Below are 18058 nucleotides of genomic sequence, written 5' to 3' on the forward strand. Positions count from 1 at the left end.
CTAGTTCTAGTCCAGTGTCGAAAGATAGGAGGCCAGTGCTGAAGCTTCACTGTCCGATAATGCAATACTTGGCATGCGTGCTCCCGGCTTGAAGTATTGTGCGCGGGTAATCCACTCCATCAGGTGATCCGGTGTATTGGTCAACAGTCCGGCAGCAATGCGACCGCGCGAGTTCAGATGCGTGAGATCAGGACCGTGCAGGCCTTCCGCTTCCGTTCCACGCACCGCGTGGCATCCCCCGCAGCGATCCATGAACAGCTTGTATCCATGCTCATTGTGTTCTGACACTGGGAAAGCCGTGCGGCGCTGGGCCTCTTGCCATTTCTCGAAATCCCGATCGCTTTCTGCAATCACTTCCAGATTCATATGGGCGTGGGCCGCTCCACAAAATTGTGCGCATTGACCGGCATAAATGCCGGGGACGTCTGCCTGAATCCACTTCTGATTGACCAGGCCCGGAATCATTTGAGTTTTTCCGGCGAGTACAGGTACCCAGAACGCATGAATGACGTCCGCGCTTTTCAACTTGAGCAGCACCGGTCTGCCTACAGGTATATGAATTTCATTGGCGGTCACAAAACGTTTCGCCGGATCGCCATGCTCGTATTCAATGTTCCACCACCAGTCGTAACCCGTTACGGTCAGGGTGAGGACTGGAGTTTCGGTGGGCTTGGCAACCGCATTGAGCACGGTCAGGAAATGAACGGTGAGCCCCGCCAATATGAAGGTGGAAATCCCTGTACCGATATAAACCCATTTGAGTCCTCCGCTCTCGGCCCCGATCATGCCGGAGTCGGCAGAGCTGCGCTTGCGAACTATGGCGATTACCAGTAGCAGTATGACGATAAGGGTAATGGCGGAGAGCAAAGCCGTCATCAGCCACCCCAGATGCATTACGGGCGTGGCGGCAGGGCCGTAGCTGTGCAGGAAATAGTTTAAAGGGGTGCTGAGCGTGTCTGCTGCTTCGGATGGTCTTGCAGCGACCATGGATGGCGCCAGAAGCGTTATCCGGAAACGTAGGTTTTTTATTGCCGGCCTGGAATCGAAACCTGACTTGGAAGCTTTCATGGCTTAACCAACTCCAGTGTACGCAGAGATGCAGCGATAAGCGCGATTCCGACTGCGACGGAGTGACCAAAGGCCGAACGGACTGCAAGAGAATATCGAGGTCCGTTAACCTGTGCTGGCGTGCGGTCAGGATACACTTTCCAGCATTCAGGGACCGACGATATCGCAGTGTTTTCAAAGATTCTACGCTGCTCCCTCCATGCTTCTGTGCGCTAGCGTACGTAGAGTTTCAAAAGACCCCTGAACAGGTCAGCACTCCTGTTCAGGGGGATGGTCCCTAATGCTCTTCCAGTTTGCGGTTTGGAGGGAGGCCGGAAAACAGGCGCTACATTGCCGGAACCGACCGGAAACACGGGACCTGAAATGCGATTCAGGTTGCTCCAGCGAGTCTTGACCCACGCTTGAGGCCAATAAAACTGATTACCGCGAGCCCGGCGAGGAGCATGCCATAGGATGACGGTTCGGGAACGCTCGTCGCGAGTTTGGATAAGTCGGCCGTGACAGAAACGCTTGCTTCCAGGCCAGGGATCAGTGTGCCCAGGAGATTGGGATCGGAGTCATCATGGATGCTGACGAAGCCCGGCACGTCGGTAAGCACGATGCGACCGTTCAAATCCTGAATCTCGCGCGAATTGCCTTCCGGAAACAGGGACTTGAAGGCATTGATCTGGCTCCCGGATAGATATAGCGGAGAAGCCAGTTCAACCCAGCTTACTCCTTCTGTAAAAGGCGGCGTCGTCAGAGAACCGGAGTAGCGGAAAGAACCGAGATAATCCGGCAGAAGATTGTTCAGGTTGAAGTGCTCGATATTCAGTGTTTCCTCAGTAGTTTTCGGCAAATCGGAGAAAATGGGAGCGAGTGCCTGGTTCTTGAAGAGACCTTGCTCGATATCCCGGCCGACCACGAGTAGATTGTTCGCAGCATCGCTGAAGACGAGGTGCATTTCCATGGGACTGGCTCGACCGTTTATCAAATGTTCCGAGGGGGTGTGAAAGTGGAATTGAGCAAGGTTCCATTGATGTCCTGACAACATCAAGGTTCCTCCGCCGGGACTGACATTAGCCCTGATAGTACTTTCGTGATCAGGGGAGCCGTTATTGATCACGGTAAGCGCGGTATCGGAATTGAGGTTGAAGTTCAACTTGGGCAAATTTCCGTAATAGGTGCTATTCGAGCGAATATCGATCGGACTTTGTGCTTCCATCAATTCCAGATTGCTCGCCAGCGTACTCGCATATGCGGTATTGAAGCCCAGCAAGAAAAGGACCGCGGCAAGGACGGCCACCCTCAGGGATCGAGATGTTTCATTCATAAAATGACCTCGCGAAAATAGATGTTCATAGGGTTTATAGGATGAAAATTCTAAAAGCTTGAGAAATTCCGAATGATCGGTTCCAGCGCTCGTCAGACGGGAGAGCAGCCGGTTGGAACAGACGGGGAAGATGAGCTGGTGCTTGGCCAGTCGCTGTTGTTATGAGCCACCGAAGCCGGCAGCCGCTCCACGCACGAAACCTGCTGTGGACTCGAAACCTTGCGAAGAACGACACCCGGATGGTGACGGAAGGGCCCTTTTCATGCAGCCGGTGATGTTACGAACCGTACAGGGCCGAATGGCCTGCTTTGTCAGACTTTCGGTCAGCCTTCTATTGCAGACTCTTGTTCAAATGGAAGTTGATACACTTCTTCACGTTCGACTCGTCCGTTATGAGTCCCTCCACTTGCATGGAGGGACTCATAACGGACGAGACTGTCAGAAGGCAATCTGATACTGCAGGACGAATTGATTCCTGTTTGAAATTTTGTATCCGGCTGAGTTGAATATGGGCCGGTTCTGGATATCGAAAGTCAGCTTGCTGTTATGTCCCTTGATCAGCCAGTTTATCCCGCCATTGAATACATTCATCTGATCATGCAGACGGTCAAAATCCGCGCTGATGAAAGAGAAGTAAGGCATCAACTGGCCATTGTTTCCGCCGAGCAGATCCTTGGGCAGCAGATATCCTATCTGCCCGTACCATTGATTGCCTGTGCCAAACATGGGAAAGGCATTGCCGCCGGTACTGGCCGGGTTCACCCCGTTGCCGTTCATGCGCAGATAGTTGGGGCCATAATCGGTATTGAAGTAACCGATATAAGCGGAAATAGCAGTTTCCTTCACCTTGTCTACCGGGGCATCCAGATAAGCTGCAACCGACCACAAATTCATATCGTGAAACTGGGCTGCTGCCTCCGTAAGGCCGGTCCAGGTCGCATTTTTTTGGGTAATGAAACCTCCTTCCAGGTTCAGGATGCTTTTCTTGCCCAGGTAGGTACCCTGCATGTATGGATTGGTCATCGGCTCCTTATCCCAGAAATTCCACATGAAAAACCCCTGGTATTGTTTCCTGTGGCCGGTTCGAGCAAATTGGGCATTTACCGGGGAAATGATTTCAGGAGGAAGCCCGGCAGTATTGATGGGGAACGGGTCACTTGCCGTAAAGCGATAATTGAGGGGACCAATCTGCCCTCTGAGGTAGACGCTCAGCTTACGGTTGAATTGGTCAGTACGATCAGCAGTTGCCTGAGCCACCAGTGGCACATCCATCGTCATGATCGTGCTCACGCTGGGGCTGCTGAAGCGGGAAAGACCATTGGCCATGACAAGGCCGCCCCCCACGATCATCTGATGTCCCTGGGTCAGCCGTAATTCTCCAAAGGCATCGTGAAAGAAGGATTGAAGTTTTCTGTTATCGGCGTTCTGACTCAGGAAATTAAAATTGTTCATCCCGTACTGGGTATAAAAATATACCCGGTCAGTCAATTGCCCCTGTAATACAAAACGCGTACGGCGCAGGCTGATGTCAGTGACATCGTCCACTGACTCACCCAGCACAGTGGAGCCGGGGTTGGTTTGTTCATACCGCGCCCATACCTGATTCAGGAAGCCGAATTTGATGTATTGGCTTCCATCCGGATTCAGGTTGAACTTGAACGGGTCCTTCTCTTTCCAGTTCGCGTATCCATATCCTCCCTGTGATTTTTCCTGGGATTTTTCCACGGATTTCGGGACGTCGCGCACCAGCACGCCCCCCTCGCCCTTTGCCTTGCCGTCAGCAACGACCCCATCCTGGCTCGAGGTGGCCACAGGTTTTGCCGGCTTCTCCGGAACTTTTTCAAAGGACCCCATGCGGACACGTCCTTCTCCAGGCTCGGCATAAATCTGTTTTGTTTTGGTATCGACATAGAGGTCGATGACGTAAGACGCTGCGGTATCGGGCTCTGAAGACGCTGGTTTTTCTTCGGCATACAGCGGAGCTGCAAGCAGGCAACCCGATAACAACACAAGCGAAGGTTTATATTTCATTTGACGCTCCCTTTCTGGTTATGCCAAGTGCTTAATTACCCACATTCAAAAGTGGTAAAGGCTGAGGTTAGGGGGGAAAAATAACATGGCATATGTCAAGAAAATGTCATTCAAAAGTGAAGAAATAGTGAATTTCCTACGAAAAAGCAGGAGAATAAGCAAAATGAAATACAGTATATACACGGCGGAATCCGTATGCAAAACGTCTATGACAAGGTATTTTTGGAAAAGTCGGGTCTCTTGGGGTAAAGAATTACATTGGAAAATTGCAACGAATCCTGGGGTAAACTGATCCGTTTCGTTGGAAATGAGCGAACAGCTGAAGGCTCTGGCGGGGAAAACAGAAGGGCGAGCTGCCGGATTCTGAGGGGGGATGGGACGTAACGACGCGAAACCAGACGCTGGGGAATGAGGGGGAGCATCCCAAAAGCCAAAAGCGGGAATGAGTCCTCGCTCCGCACCCGTCAACAGTAGAAAACAGGCGTTCGGGCCCGATTCCGGCCTCTCAACCGCCGCCCGCACCCCCCGCTGAAATATTGGTATCTACGTCCGGGTTTGGAGGACTGGGGGCAGGCGCCACAAAGAAGCGGAGAATTCTATGCAGGAGGTCTTTCCGAGGCTCGATATCCTGCGGACAGGGAGCGGTACTTTTTTCTGCGGCCTGTCCCTCTTCTGGCGCATTCTCGTGCCCGGCTGCCGCTTTCCCATTCGGAGAGACGGCATTTCCAGAGGTCGCTTCCTGACAGTCGACCTGCACAGCGTTCTGATGAGATGCAATCAGTGTCTGGAAAGCGGATGGAGAGGGGCGTTCATCCCCGGGCATATCGGCAGCGATAGGAGGGGACAGGACAGCGGCCGAAAAAAACAGCAACCCACCGAAGAGGATGGAACGGAAAATGCTCATCAAGCTCAACCCCTCCTTGGTTGGAGCAGGCGCCATCTGCTGCTTAAAACGGAATCAGCCTCCCGCGCCGCCCACGGAAATATTCTCGTCCATCTCTCGATTGGGTCCACGGGGCGTATCAGGTCCATATAGGATACGCACCATTTTGCAGAGAAAATCCTCCTGCTCGGGCGACGCATACTTGCATGAACCGGAGCCCGACTCGGAACCCTGCGCAGGCGCCTCCCATCCCCCGGGAGCATTTGCCCGGTCTGTTGCCTGATCTGTTTGCTGGGGCACAGCAGCTTTATCACTCTCTCCCTTTTCAGTCCTGTTTCCCTTTTCTTCATGGGTCCCCGGGGGAAGCTCCCAACCCAGCGCATCCTTTTCCAGCGATTGATTCCGCTGGTTCGTATCGACAAATATATCCTGTACCCATCTGTTTGCGCGATCTGGCAGATCCGATTGCGCGTGCGACATTCCTGCAGCACCCGAAATCATGATGCCGGCAAATAATGCAGTCTGCATCTTCCGCATTGTCAGTATCCGTGGACGTTTCATGGCCTGCCTTCGTTCGAATGAGGGATAGAGCGCATGGTGCGCGCTTGAGGGTGCGCGGTCAAGGCAGATTTTGCGGATTTGTCGAAATCCTCAAAACTCCGGGGGGAAGGGGGCAAACAAGACTGTTTGAAGTGGATGAGTACCTACCTTAGGTACTCATCCACGTTGCTTCACGATTTTCAAAAGTGAAGGTTACACGGATCCGAACACGATACAGCCTGCCTCATGCAACAGAACCGGCGGGTACATCACTGGTTAACGGCCTGCTTTTACCCCTGGCAACAAATGCCATGAGGCATAATCCTGCCAGCATCATCGCGTAAGTTTCAGGTTCGGGAACGGCGGTGACGAATCCAGGCACATCCGTGAGGACGATGCGTCCGTTGAGATCCTGGATTCCGCGTGCATCCCCTTCGGGAAACAGCGAGCTGAACGCATTGATTTGCTCCGAGGACATGAATAGCGGCTGCGATAACATCACCCAGTTGACACCTTCAGAAAACGGCGGTGTGGTGAGCGAACCCGAATAGCGGAAGGATTCCAGGTTGGAGGGAATGAGTGTATTGAGGTTGAAGTGGTCGATATGGAGTGTCTCGGAAGTGTTCTGCGGAATCTGGGAGAAAATCGGATCGAGGTCGCTGTTGAATGCGCCTGCCTGAACCCAGCGGCCAACCACGAGAAGATCCTTATTGCTGTCGCTGAAGACGAGATGCATTTCCATTGGAAATGCCACGCCATTCAACAAATGCTCGGAAGGGGTATGAAAGTGAAACTGGGCAAGCTCCCAGTCATGGCCGGAAAGCGTGAGAGAACCTGCACCAGGATTGACATTACCTCGTACTGCGGTTTTTTCTGGGTCGGGGGAACCGTTGTTGATGACATCAAGTGACGTGTCGGAACTCAGGTTGAAGTTGAGCGCCGGCAGACGACCGAAATAGGTGCTATCCGAGCGAAAGTCGATGGGGCTTTGCGACTTCATCGCCGCCTGTGCCGATGGAGTGACTTCCGCGTGTGACGTTGACATTCCAAACACCAGAAGGGCTGAAAAGAGTGCGGTTTGACGCGATAAGCGTAACAGTGACATATTCATCAAGTCTCCAGAATTATGACGCGCATTAGGTGCGCGCCGGGTTATGAATAATGAATAAGATGTTGTTGCCACTTTAAACTAGCACAGCAGTTGTGAACTTAATGTCCCTGAATTGTCAGGATTTTGTCAGGAGCTTTTAACATCACAAGGGCAGGAAGGTTCTGAAAAGGATGACCGGATATGTAAAATGCATTTTTCATGAGGATCGGGGGTGGGGAAACGCCAGGAATCCCTTGCCGCCCTTCGGCACTCTCAGAGCGAACGGAGATCAGGGGTTTGGGTGAACGGGAGATGGAGAAATCGGAGCCAAACTATTAATTCGGGGAGCAAACAGTACAAACGTCATACCGTGGGAGACCTGTATCCCATGACGTTCAAAGTACAGCATCATGGGTTCGGGCTGGATTCCGGATCAAGCCTGAAATACGAAATTCATGGGATTTTATGGTCGGATCAACAGGGCCCGTCAATACTCGTTTCACACCGTCGAAACAAGTATTGACAGGCTAGGGACGCCTATCCCGGATTGTGCCAGCAGCCATCCGCCTCGATCAGCGCGTCGGCTGCGGCGGGGCCCCAACTGCCGCGCTCGTAGGGCAGAACGTGAGGATATGTCTTGAGCACAGGATCGAGTGCTGTCCAGGATGCCTCCACCGCTTCCCTCTTGGTAAACAGGGTGTCGTCACCAATCATTGCATCATGCAGGAGACGTTCATAAGGCGATTCGCGCCCGAAGTGCTCCTCGACCAGGCACAACTCCTGCTGATCGCCTTTGAACTCTTTTCCGGGATGCTTGACTCTCGCTGCAATGGCAACCGCTGAGACGGGAGAAAGGCGGAACCTGAGATAATTGGCATCACATGCGGCGCTTGCCGAATCGGCAAAAAGCTTTTGCGGCGGCGGCTTCAGCTGGACAAGGACCTCCGCAGCAGTCTTGGCCAGACACTTGCCGGAACGCAGATACCAGGGGACCCCTTCCCAGCGCCAGGAGTCGATGAAAAGCCGCAGGGCGCAGAATGTCTCGACATCGGAGTCCTCCGCCACACCCGGTTCCTGACGGTAGCCCACATATTGTCCCCGCACCAGGTCCTCGGGTACAAGGGGGCGCATGGCGTGAAATATGTTGATTTTTTCGCTTTGGACCGTTCCGAGACCGCGATAAGCGGGAGGTTCCATGGCCAGCAGCGCAACAATCTGGAAAAGATGATTCTGGATCACGTCGCGCAGGCAGCCGGCGGATTCGTAAAATGCGCCTCGTTCTTCAACCCCGAATTCCTCAGCCAATGTGATCTGCACGCTGGCTACATAATTACGATTCCATATCGGTTCCAGAAATGAATTGGCGAATCTGAAATAAAGAATATTCATGATCGCCTCTTTTCCGAGAAAATGGTCGATACGGAATATCGCTTCCTCGGGGAACACGGAGCGTGCAATACGGTTCAGTTCACGTGCTGACTCAAGATCCCGTCCAAAAGGTTTTTCCACAATGACGCGCGCGCCTGCGGCCAGATCGAGCGCACCAAGACCTCTTATGACATTCTCGAAAAGAAGAGGGGGGATGGCGAGATAGTGCACGGGATGACGTGCATCTCCCAGAGCCTGTTTGAGTGCCTTGAACGTATCGAGGTTGTTGTAGTCTCCACGCACATATCGCAGCAGGGAAAGGAGGTGATCCAGCGCCCGTTTGTCATCAATCTTTCCGGAGTCGCTGATGGACTGGGTCGCCCGTTCCTTGAGTTGATCGAGACTCCAGGGTGTCGAGGCGACACCGACCAGCGGCACATCGAGCATGCCCTTTTTGATCATCGCGTACAGCGCCGGAAAGATCTTTTTATAAGCGAGGTCACCCGTTATCCCAAACAGCACCAGTGCATCGGATGGCTTGGTGTAGTCATTGGTTTTTCGCATTTCGTCACTCCTCCCTTCCTGCAGTAAAAGACGAAACCTGTTCAGGAGCTGTCGATTGACCGGCTACAGCGGGAATGCCGGTATAAAAACTCTAACTTGCTGAACGACTTTCGGCAGGGGATACCCTGCATGGTCGCCAGAAATTCGAGGAGGTGATCGTTCTACCTCCCAAAAGAAAAAGACGGAGCATCAAACAAGACTTATTCAGGGGCCGCCCGTGCGGGGCCCTGCGAATGCGTCCTCGACGATTGTTTGAGCTTCCGCCACAATGCAGCGCAGGTGATCTTTTCCCAAAAAGCTTTCAGCATAAATTTTGTAGATATCTTCCGTGCCGGAAGGGCGCGCCGCAAACCATCCGTTATCGGCGATGACCTTGATACCACCGATGGAAGCATTGTTGCCGGACGCGCGAGTGAGAATAGTACGAATTGCCTCGCCTGCTATTTCAGTATGCCTTATCTGATCCGGCGACAGCTTGCTCAAAGTTTTCTTCTGCTCGGGGGTGGCCGGAGCGTCGATACGCTGGAACTCGGATCGCCCGTATTCGCGTTCAAAACCGCTGTATATCTCGCCTGGATCGCGCTCCGTACGCGCCAGTATTTCACCGGAGAGCAGTGCTGCCGCGATGCCATCCTTATCGGTTGTCCAGGTCTTGCCATTGATGCGCAGGAACGAGGCTCCGGCACTTTCTTCTCCGCAAAAACCAAGTGACCTGTTGCCCAAACCCTCCACAAACCACTTGAAGCCGACCGGTACTTCATAGAGCCTGCGATCGAGCGCGGCAGTCACGCGGTCAATCATCTGGCTGCTTACCACTGTTTTGCCGACTGCGGTATTCGAAGCCCACTCATGGCGGGACTGGAAGAGGTAGTGGACAGCAACAGAAAGATAATGATCCGCAGGAAGTAAACCGCTGCTCCGGGTAACGATTCCATGCCGGTCATGATCGGTATCACATGCGAAAGCAATGTCGAAGCGGTCTTTCATATTCAGCATGCCGCGCATCGCATACCGGGAAGACGGATCCATGCGAATTTTGCCGTCCCAATCCAGTGTCATAAAACGGAAAGTCGGATCTACCTGATTGTTGACCACGGTCATGTTCAGCTTGTAGCGCTCCGCGATTGCGCTCCAGTAGTGAACGCCCGCGCCGCCGAGCGGGTCAACACCCATGTGGATCTTCGAATCAGATATGACTTTCGTATCCACAACGTTCTGCAGATCGGCAACGTAACTGTTGAGGAAGTCGTGCCGGTGGGTGGTATCCGCATGCAACGCCTTCTCGAAAGACATTCTCTTTACATCTGACAAATTCCTTTCGAGGAAGGTGTTGGATCTGGATTCGATCCAGGAGGTGACCTCGACTCCAGCCGGTCCCCCATGTGGCGGATTGTATTTGAAGCCCCCGCTCTCAGGAGGGTTGTGGGAAGGTGTGATGACAATCCCATCTGCCAGCCCGTGCGTGCGGCCCTCGTTGTAAGTCAGTATGGCATGGGAAACTGCCGGAGTGGGGGTATACTCGTCGTTCGCGGCAAGCATGACTTCCACGTCATTGGCAGCCAGCACTTCCAGAGCGCTTGCATAGGCGGGTTCCGACAATGCATGAGTATCGATTCCGAGGAACAGGGGACCGTCGATATCGTGTTGTTTGCGGTATTGGCAGATCGCTTGCGTAATGGCGAGAATGTGCCATTCATTGAAACTGCCCTCCAATGACGAACCACGATGCCCCGAAGTCCCGAACACAACCCGCTCCCCAGGCAGGTTCGAGTCGGGGATACGGGTATAATAGGCGGTGACAAGCCGGGGCACATTCACCAGCATCTCGGGTTGGGCGGGGTTTCCGGCGTTAGGATTTATTTTCATGTTGTTTTTTTAAGCAGCAGACTTTTCTCATCCAGTTGGCCACTGGCAGCGAGCTCCGGCGGGAGCGCGAGCATGCGAAGCTCAGCGGGCTTTTTCGCTCTCGCTTTTCGTACTCTTCGTATTGTGCCGGGCAATCTGCTCCTTGGCGGCTGCGGCTATGTGTCCGGGTTCGAATCCGAAGCGTCGCGCAACAACTTTTGCCGGCGCCGATAGACCGAAGCAATGCATGGCAATGATGCAGCCGCCTGCACCTGTATAGCGCTCCCATCCGAAGCTCGATGCCTCCTCGACCGCCACACGCGCCAATATTCCCGGGGGCAAAATTTCGTCCCGATATTCCTGGCCTTGATGTTCGAAAACTTCCCATGATGGCATGCTCACCACGCGTGATGATATTCCTTCTTTCTTGAGCTGTTCGTGGGCAGCCACACAAAGCGCGACCTCGCTTCCAGTCGCCAGCAGCAGCACGGCCGGCCTCCCGTCTTCGGCGTCGGCCAATACGTAGGCGCCGCGCGCCAGGCCGTTCGCGGCCGCATAACGGGTCCGGTCGAGAGTCGGCACTGCTTGCCGCGTCAATATCAGGCAAACGGGCCGGTCAGTGAGTTGCATGATGAGCCGCCATGCTTCCACCACTTCATTCGCATCCGCCGGCCGCAGAACAATCAGACCGGGGATGGCGCGCAGGGAAGCCAGATGCGCTATGGGCTGATGCGTGGGACCGTCCTCTCCCAGGCTGATGGAATCGTGGGTCCAGATGTAGATGATGGGAATCTCCATCATTGCGCTCAGCCGGAGCGCGGCTCGCCCGTAGTCGCTGAATACGAGGAAGCTTGCCGCATAGGGACGCAATTTCGATAGACTCATTCCGTTGGCAATGGCGCACATGGCATGCTCACGCAAGCCGAAGTGAAAATTGCGTCCGCGGTAGTTGCCCTTTGCGTTTTCGTACTGGTCAGGCGGCTGAAACTGTCCGTAGAAATCCCCTTTCAGTTCTGTTTTTGTGGAAGGCGCGAGATCGGCGGCTCCGCCCAGCAACCAGGCAATTTTCCCTGCAATGGCATTCAGTACCTTGCCGGATGACTCCCTGGTGGCCATGCCCTTCTCATCCGCAGGGAAGATCGGTAATTCGCTATCCCAGCCTGCCGGCAAGCCGCGTTGTTGCATGCGGTCGATCTGCTCCGCCAGGTCCGGATATTGCTTCCGGTAGGCATCATACTGTACGCGCCAGCCTGCGTGTGCAGCTCTGCCGCGCTCACCGAACCCTGTCTGAAAGTATTCCCGGACTCCATCCGGTACATAAAACTGCTTGTCGGGGTCGCACCCGTAGAATTCCTTGGCGAGGCGAGATTCTTCAGGGCCCAGCGGTTCACCGTGCGCTTCCCGCGAGTCATGCTTGTGCGGCGCCCCATAACCGATATGGCTATGCACGATAATCAGCGTGGGACGATTATCGGTGTGCAGGAACGTCTCGTAAGCTTCCGTCAGGAGCGATAATCCGTTTGCATCATCCACGTGGGCGACACTCCACCCGTATGCGGAAAACCGTGCGGCTACATCTTCCGTGAAGGTGAGATCGGTCGATCCTTCGATTGTGATGCGGTTATCGTCATATATCCAGCACAGGTTTCCAAGCTTGAGATGCCCGGCCAGGGATGCCGCCTCGCTGCTGACACCTTCCATCATGTCGCCGTCACTGCACAAGGCATAAACGTTGTGGTTGAACAATTCGAAACCGGGCCGGTTGTAAGTGGCCGCAAGCCATTGCCCGGCGATCGCCATGCCGACGCTGTCTCCCACACCCTGGCCCAGCGGTCCCGTCGTCGTTTCCACTCCCGAAGTCCATCCATATTCCGGATGGCCGGTGCAACGGCTGCCTGCCTGGCGAAACGTCTTGAGGTCCTCCATCGTTACGGCCAACCGGTCTTCACCCTCGTAAGAGGGACTGGTTCCCTTTATTCCTGTCAGATGGAGGAGACTGTAGAGCAGCGCTGAAGCGTGACCGGCAGAAAGTACGAAACGGTCGCGATTGGGCCAGTCCGGATTATCCGGATCGTAACGCAGAAAGCGCTGCCAGAGACAAAAGGCTGTAGGAGCTGCACCCATCGGGGTACCGGGGTGACCGGAGTGGGCTTTTTCCACCTGGTCGATGGAGAGGCTGCGAAGCGTGTTGATACAGGTTTGGTCCAGATCGGTCTGTTCGCTCATGAGAGTGCTCCCGTAAAAGCGACCTTACGCGAATTACAGAAACCCGTTAATGGGATTCCATGGGGCTGTGAGCAATGCGCTTTTCGTCTTCCGTCAATATATAAAGTACAAATATTACGGATTTCCCCACCCGTCGCAGCGGAGCCGGCGCCCAGGGGAAGTTGTAGAAAACCATACTTTTCGACTCCTGACAGGAGCCAATGTTCACAGCTATTTTTGTTTCAGCCTGTTGTACCGCTGTATCAGGGCGTTGGTGGAGCTATCATGTTTCAGGGACTTGCCGTTTTCATCCTCCAGTTCCTGCCCGATGCGGTGTGCCAGCACTTTGCCGAGTTCGACGCCCCATTGATCGAACGAATCGATCTGCCAGATTGTCCCCTGTGTAAAAACACTCTGCTCATAAAGAGCGACAAGGGCACCGAGGGTGTGGGGTGTGAGGCGCTCGGCAAGTATCGTATTGGTGGGGCGATTCCCCTCAAAACTGCGATGCGGGCAAAGCCAGTCCGGGACACCTTCAGCTTTGACTTCATCTTCCGTTTTTCCGAAAGCAAGCGCCTCGGTCTGGGCAAACAGATTCGCCATGAGGAGGTCATGGTGATCGCCCAAGGGGTTCAGGGTTTGGCAGAAGCCGATAAAATCACAGGGAATCAATCGGGTTCCCTGATGGATGAGCTGGTAAAACGAATGTTGTCCGTTGGTGCCGGGTTCTCCCCACACGATAGGTGAGGTCTGGTAGTCAACCTGGGAGCCATTCAGTGTAATGTGCTTTCCATTGCTCTCCATTGTCAGTTGCTGGAGGTAAGCCGGAAAGCGCTTCAAATATTGCTCGTAGGGCAGTACGGCGAGTGTCTGCGCGCCAAAGAAATTGTTATACCAGAGCGACAGCAATCCCATCAGGACAGGAAGATTCCTGTCGAACGGAGCGGAATAGAAGTGCTGGTCCATTGCATGGAAGCCGGCAAGCATCTCACGGAAATTCTCTGGGCCGACGGCAATCATGGTTGAGAGTCCGATCGCGGAGTCCATGGAATAGCGTCCACCTACCCAGTCCCAGAATTCGAACATGTTGGCGGTATCGATGCCGAATCTGGCTACTTCCTCCGCATTGGTGGAAACAGCGACGAAGTGCTTGCGCACCCCCTCCAGGTCCTTTATCTGTCGCAGCATCCACCGCCGGGCGGTGTGGGCATTGGCCAGCGTTTCCGTTGTCGTGAATGTCTTGGAGCAGATAATGAACAGGGTTTCTTCGGGATCAAGACCTCGTGTAGCCTCCACGAAATCCGTGCCATCAACATTGGAGATGAAACGAAAGCTGAGATTGTGCAGACTGTAGTGGCGCAGCGCTTCATACGCCATCACCGGGCCCAGATCGGAGCCGCCGATACCGATATTGATGATATTGCGAATTCGCTTGCCAGTATGCCCCTGCCAGTCCCCGCTGCGTATCTTGTCGGAGAAATCCGCCATACGGTCGAGCACGGCATGCACCCCGGGCACAACGTCATTTCCGTCGACGAGGATTTTTTCATTACGAGGCGCGCGCAAGGCGATGTGGAGTACAGCACGCTGTTCTGTCACATTGATGGCGTCACCCCTGAACATGGCTTCAATGCGCTCGCGCAGGCCGCATTCTTCGGCAAGCTGCACCAGTAGATGAAGCGTTTCATCAGTGATGCGATTTTTCGAATAATCCAGGTACAGGCCGACGGCCTCGGCCGTAAATCGCTCACCCCGCTTCGGATCGTCAGCGAAGAGCTGACGCAAATGCATGCCTTTGATCGTCTGGTAGTGCGCTTCCAGTGCCTTCCAGGCAGGCCTTTGCGTCAGGGGCGTGATCATGGGTTTCGTCATGCTTGTTGCCCCTCGACCATCTTTCGTTTTCTTTTGGCCAGCCGCCGCCAGGTCCACATGGCATAACCCGACAAGGCGTACAGAAAAAACAGGCTGAACAGCACGACCGGTGGATGACTCGGAATCAATGCAAAAAAGAACAGCGCCAACAACAGGGCAGTGATGAAGGGTACCGACTTGTGCAGATTGATTTCCTTGCCGCTGTAGTAGGGAATATCGCTCACCATAGTCAGGCCTGCGAACAGGGTAATGCACCAGGCCAGCCACCGTACATCTGTGCCCGCTATGTCAAAATCCAGCATGAGCCATATAAGCCCGGCAATGAGGGCAGCCGCTGCGGGACTGGGCAGGCCCTGAAAATAGCGCTTGTCCACAACTCCAATATTCGTATTGAAACGGGCGAGGCGCAGGGCAGCGCAGACGCAATAGATAAAAGCAGCGATCCAGCCCCATTTGCCCATCCCTTTCAGGGCCCATTCGTATATTACGAGCGCAGGTGCGGCGCCAAACGAAACCATATCGGAAAGACTGTCGTATTCCGCGCCAAATTCGCTTTGCGTGTGGGTGAGGCGGGCGACGCGCCCATCGAGCCCATCCAATACCATTGCGATAAAAATCGCCACGGCGGAGTGCTCGAAGCGCCCATTCATTGCCTGGACAATGGCATAGAACCCCGCAAACAGGGCACCGGTGGTGAAGAGATTAGGCAGCAGATAAATGCCCCGCCGGCGCAGCTTGGCTTCGAAAACAGGGCGCGACTGAGATTCCTGCATCTTGATGCAATCCCGAAGGAAGATGGATGCATGTTAAACGGTTATCAGGCCGGGGTAAACACCACCAGGTTGGCCTCAGAAATATGACCGGCAAAATGCCGGTCCTTGACGGGAATGATCCGTCGGGTTTTCAGGGCCATTCCGAGAGTCAGTTTCGGCGCTGTTAAATCGAAACAGGTCTTGGAACGCTCGCCCTGTTTGCAAATTCAGCCGGTATCAGATCATTGAGAGTCGAGTGAAGCGCTCTCGTTGTACCCCCACCAGTCCTCGACGATTGCTTTGATTTCTGCCAGCGTTCCAAACCAGTGCAAGTTAAAACACCCGTGCCGGAATGAAGCGCTACTTCAACAATGCGTATTCAGTAGTCCGTCTGGACTATTGTCCAGCCCTGGCTGGAGGTCTATTTTGCTTGAAGTGGGTATAGGAATAACAAAGATTAGGAACTGAATATGAATCCCAAGCTTTTGAGACGGTTATCCAGCCTGGCAATAATAGCCACATCCCTTGCTTTTACCGTTCCCGCGGCTGCATATACTTTTCGGGATGATCCCTCTTCTACCTGGGGCGGCGACTCATTAACCGCAGCCCATACCAATGGGAACGTCTACACGGTCGAAAATCTTTTGGTCCAAAACACCACCGCGAATTCCCTGCCAGAATTGAACTTCACGATTCCTTTCGCATGGCAGAAGGTCGGCGAGACTTACTTGCCCATGGAATGGCGCAATGACCTGAACGGGTGGTACACCAGCAATTTCAACGATACTGGAACCAGCCTGACTGTTAAATTAACAAGTCCGGTTGCGGACACCGTAGCCATGGGGGAACTTGCGGATTTGAGCGGAAGCCGGCAACTCCCGTTGACGGAGCCATGTTTCTCCGGCTCGCCCAGTTGTCAGAGTGGAGTAGGCCGGCCGCCCGAAACCGGTAATACAACGGATCTTATCCCTGTTTTTTCATTAGGTTCATTTGCACCAAACGAGGCAAAACGTTTTGATGTCTCGTTCACCTATACTTTCGGGGATAATAGGGCTGGGACCGACGGCGCAACAACTTCGTTTTTTGGCTATACCGTTTCTCCCATTCCAGAACCGGGAACCTACGCCATGTTTCTAGTCGGTCTGGGCATGGTGGTTTTTATGGCGCGCCCCAGGAAAGCTGGGATGGGTTCATAGGCGCATTCGGTTCCGCATGCAAACCCACGCTTGGACGTGGGGTTTGCATGTCAAGTCATTTGAAACCCTTTTTCAAAATTCCCGCGATGAGGAAGAGGGAGACGTTTTTGCCCGTCAATACGCGACACTCCCATAGGTATTCAATCTATTTCCACTTCTGGGAGAGAACGGTATCATCTCTTATGGAATGAGGGGCAGCGGAACAACAGCATTAATACCCCTCCCAATGGCTTCCTAATTTTTCGCCTGATCGACCAGCTTGTTCTTTTTGATCCAGGGCATCATATCGCGCAGTTTGGCGCCCACCTGTTCGATCTGGTGCTCGGATGCGAGACGGCGGCTGGCTTTGAGCATGGGTGCGCCGGCGCGATTTTCAAGGATGAATTCGCGGGCATATTCCCCTGTCTGAATCTGGCGGAGAATCTTGCGCATTTCGGCACGGGTGGCGTCGGTGATCACACGGGGACCGCGCGAAATATCCCCATACTCGGCGTTGTTGGAAATGGAGTAGCGCATGTTGGCGATGCCGCCTTCATAGATCAGGTCGACGATCAGCTTGACTTCGTGCAGACATTCGAAATAGGCCATCTCCGGGGCGTAGCCGGCTTCCACCAGGGTTTCAAAGCCGGCCTGAATCAAGGCGGTCAGACCACCGCACAGCACGACCTGTTCGCCGAAAAGATCGGTTTCGGTTTCCTCGCGGAAATTGGTTTCGATCACTCCGCCACGGGTGCCGCCGTTGGCAGCCGCATAGGAGAGCGCCAGGTCACGTGCCCTGCCGGACTTGTCCTGGTGCACTGCAATAAGTGAAGGCACACCCCCGCCCTGGAGGTAGGTGGAGCGTACCAGGTGTCCCGGCCCCTTGGGAGCGATCATGATGACGTCCAGATCTTCCCTGGGCGCTACTTGGCCATAATGAATATTGAAGCCATGGGCAAAGGCAAGAGTAGCACCTTTCTTGAGGTTGGGTTCGATTTCAGTCGCATATACATCAGCAATCTGCTCATCGGGCAGCAGGACCATCACGACGTCTGCATCCTTTACCGATTCAGCCACCTCTTTGACGGTAAGCCCGGCCTTTTCCGCCTTGCCCCAGGAAGCACCTTCCTTGCGCAGGCCAACTGTTACCGCCACGCCGGAATCGCTCAGATTGTTGGCGTGGGCGTGACCTTGCGACCCGTAGCCGACAATGGTGACTTTCTTGTCCCGAATGAGCGACAAGTCGGCGTCTTTATCGTAATAAACGTTCATGATTTCCTTTATGTTCAAAATAGAAAAGCGCCGTTAAACGCCAAGCCCGCAAGGCTCGGCTCTTCCCGGCGCAACTGTTGC

Annotated in this window: 13 protein-coding genes; 1 reads left to right on the top strand and 12 read right to left on the bottom strand. The window is 54.1% G+C overall.

All coding sequences use genetic code 11. The features are described from left to right. Nucleotides 1-6: 6 nt before the first annotated feature. The 11 genes from coxB to pssA form a co-directional block, all read right to left on the bottom strand. Nucleotides 7-1068 (bottom strand): cytochrome c oxidase subunit II, encoded by a 1062-nt coding sequence (gene coxB, locus NMUL_RS02405; RefSeq protein ID WP_011379822.1) that lies wholly within the window; start codon nucleotides 1066-1068, stop codon nucleotides 7-9. Nucleotides 1069-1438: 370 nt separating this feature from the next. After that, a complete protein-coding gene (locus NMUL_RS02410; protein WP_011379823.1) occupies nucleotides 1439-2380 on the bottom strand; it encodes a carbonic anhydrase family protein in 942 nt (313 codons plus the stop codon). Nucleotides 2381-2818: 438 nt separating this feature from the next. Then, entirely contained in the window at nucleotides 2819-4411 is a 1593-nt protein-coding gene (locus tag NMUL_RS02415) for a hypothetical protein (RefSeq protein ID WP_011379824.1), read from the bottom strand. Between the two features lie 505 nt (nucleotides 4412-4916). Continuing rightward, nucleotides 4917-5315: a hypothetical protein gene (locus NMUL_RS02420; RefSeq protein WP_041352342.1), complete on the bottom strand. Its 399-nt coding sequence runs from the start codon at nucleotides 5313-5315 to the stop codon at nucleotides 4917-4919. A 54-nt stretch (nucleotides 5316-5369) separates the two neighbouring features. After that, complete coding sequence (locus NMUL_RS02425) at nucleotides 5370-5855, bottom strand: hypothetical protein (protein ID WP_011379826.1); 486 nt, start codon at nucleotides 5853-5855, stop codon at nucleotides 5370-5372. 223 nt (nucleotides 5856-6078) lie between these two features. Beyond that, entirely contained in the window at nucleotides 6079-6879 is an 801-nt protein-coding gene (locus NMUL_RS02430) for a carbonic anhydrase (protein WP_202944834.1), read from the bottom strand. Between the two features lie 582 nt (nucleotides 6880-7461). Next, the gene (gene zwf, locus NMUL_RS02435; RefSeq protein ID WP_011379828.1) at nucleotides 7462-8856 is read right to left on the bottom strand and encodes a glucose-6-phosphate dehydrogenase; all 1395 of its coding nucleotides are present in this window, start codon (nucleotides 8854-8856) and stop codon (nucleotides 7462-7464) included. Nucleotides 8857-9060: 204 nt separating this feature from the next. Further along, nucleotides 9061-10722 (bottom strand): phosphoglucomutase (alpha-D-glucose-1,6-bisphosphate-dependent), encoded by a 1662-nt coding sequence (gene pgm / locus NMUL_RS02440; protein WP_011379829.1) that lies wholly within the window; start codon nucleotides 10720-10722, stop codon nucleotides 9061-9063. 81 nt (nucleotides 10723-10803) lie between these two features. Beyond that, a complete protein-coding gene (gene tkt, locus NMUL_RS02445) occupies nucleotides 10804-12927 on the bottom strand; it encodes a transketolase (protein ID WP_011379830.1) in 2124 nt (707 codons plus the stop codon). A 210-nt stretch (nucleotides 12928-13137) separates the two neighbouring features. Continuing rightward, complete coding sequence (gene pgi / locus NMUL_RS02450; RefSeq protein ID WP_011379831.1) at nucleotides 13138-14778, bottom strand: glucose-6-phosphate isomerase; 1641 nt, start codon at nucleotides 14776-14778, stop codon at nucleotides 13138-13140. Beyond that, nucleotides 14775-15551 (bottom strand): CDP-diacylglycerol--serine O-phosphatidyltransferase, encoded by a 777-nt coding sequence (pssA, locus tag NMUL_RS02455; RefSeq protein ID WP_011379832.1) that lies wholly within the window; start codon nucleotides 15549-15551, stop codon nucleotides 14775-14777. The genes pgi and pssA overlap by 4 nt, the downstream gene beginning before the upstream one ends. Before the next feature lie 449 nt (nucleotides 15552-16000). Here pssA and NMUL_RS16255 point away from each other — a divergent pair, with 449 nt between their 5' ends. Next, on the top strand, nucleotides 16001-16726 hold the full coding sequence (locus NMUL_RS16255; RefSeq protein ID WP_011379833.1) for a PEP-CTERM sorting domain-containing protein: 726 nt from the start codon (nucleotides 16001-16003) through the stop codon (nucleotides 16724-16726). Nucleotides 16727-16960: 234 nt separating this feature from the next. Here NMUL_RS16255 and ilvC read toward each other — a convergent pair whose 3' ends face one another. After that, nucleotides 16961-17977, bottom strand: coding sequence for a ketol-acid reductoisomerase (gene ilvC, locus NMUL_RS02465; protein WP_011379834.1), 1017 nt, complete (start codon nucleotides 17975-17977; stop codon nucleotides 16961-16963). Between the last annotated feature and the right edge of the window lie 81 nt (nucleotides 17978-18058).

This window comes from Nitrosospira multiformis ATCC 25196 (assembly GCF_000196355.1).
GTDB lineage: Bacteria > Pseudomonadota > Gammaproteobacteria > Burkholderiales > Nitrosomonadaceae > Nitrosospira > Nitrosospira multiformis.

What these genes read in the sequence shown, in the direction of transcription:
- NMUL_RS02415 (WP_011379824.1), bottom strand. Translation starts at nt 4,411, where the DNA reads ATGAAATATAAACCTTCGCTTGTGTTGTTATCGGGTTGCCTGCTTGCA.
- pgm (WP_011379829.1), bottom strand. Translation starts at nt 10,722, where the DNA reads ATGAAAATAAATCCTAACGCCGGAAACCCCGCCCAACCCGAGATGCTG.
- NMUL_RS02425 (WP_011379826.1), bottom strand. Translation starts at nt 5,855, where the DNA reads ATGAAACGTCCACGGATACTGACAATGCGGAAGATGCAGACTGCATTA.
- NMUL_RS02410 (WP_011379823.1), bottom strand. Translation starts at nt 2,380, where the DNA reads ATGAATGAAACATCTCGATCCCTGAGGGTGGCCGTCCTTGCCGCGGTC.
- pssA (WP_011379832.1), bottom strand. Translation starts at nt 15,551, where the DNA reads ATGCAGGAATCTCAGTCGCGCCCTGTTTTCGAAGCCAAGCTGCGCCGG.
- NMUL_RS02430 (WP_202944834.1), bottom strand. Translation starts at nt 6,879, where the DNA reads ATGTCAACGTCACACGCGGAAGTCACTCCATCGGCACAGGCGGCGATG.
- NMUL_RS16255 (WP_011379833.1), top strand. Translation starts at nt 16,001, where the DNA reads ATGAATCCCAAGCTTTTGAGACGGTTATCCAGCCTGGCAATAATAGCC.
- ilvC (WP_011379834.1), bottom strand. Translation starts at nt 17,977, where the DNA reads ATGAACGTTTATTACGATAAAGACGCCGACTTGTCGCTCATTCGGGAC.
- NMUL_RS02420 (WP_041352342.1), bottom strand. Translation starts at nt 5,315, where the DNA reads ATGAGCATTTTCCGTTCCATCCTCTTCGGTGGGTTGCTGTTTTTTTCG.
- tkt (WP_011379830.1), bottom strand. Translation starts at nt 12,927, where the DNA reads ATGAGCGAACAGACCGATCTGGACCAAACCTGTATCAACACGCTTCGC.
- zwf (WP_011379828.1), bottom strand. Translation starts at nt 8,856, where the DNA reads ATGCGAAAAACCAATGACTACACCAAGCCATCCGATGCACTGGTGCTG.
- coxB (WP_011379822.1), bottom strand. Translation starts at nt 1,068, where the DNA reads ATGAAAGCTTCCAAGTCAGGTTTCGATTCCAGGCCGGCAATAAAAAAC.
- pgi (WP_011379831.1), bottom strand. Translation starts at nt 14,778, where the DNA reads ATGACGAAACCCATGATCACGCCCCTGACGCAAAGGCCTGCCTGGAAG.